Raw genomic sequence first — 280 nt, 5'->3', positions numbered from 1 at the left:
AACCATTAGTTCGCAAGCTGTAGCAACAGGTAAATTAAACCCAGAGGAAGAGATAGAGTTAAAACCTCAAATTACAGGAATTGTGGATAAGATTATTGTAGAAGAGGGAGATAAGGTTAAAAAAGGAGATTTAATAGCCCAAATAAGGGTAGTACCTAACGAACAAAGTTTGGCTAATGCAAAAAGTAGAATCGCTACCTCAAAACTATCAGCAGACAATGCTACAACTCAATTCCAAAGAGATAAAAAGTTATTTGAAAAAGGGGTTATTTCCATTCAA

At 34.6% G+C, this 280-nt stretch carries 1 protein-coding gene; it reads left to right on the top strand.

Annotated features, from left to right (window positions below):
• On the top strand, positions 1–280 hold a 280-nt coding region (locus J8281_RS19535), incomplete at both ends, for an efflux RND transporter periplasmic adaptor subunit (protein ID WP_210199298.1).

This window comes from Aquimarina sp. U1-2, from assembly GCF_017897595.1.
Taxonomy (GTDB): Bacteria; Bacteroidota; Bacteroidia; order Flavobacteriales; family Flavobacteriaceae; genus Aquimarina.
The sequence above is the reverse complement of the archived record's forward strand: the minus strand, read 5'-3'. Positions and strand labels throughout refer to the sequence as shown.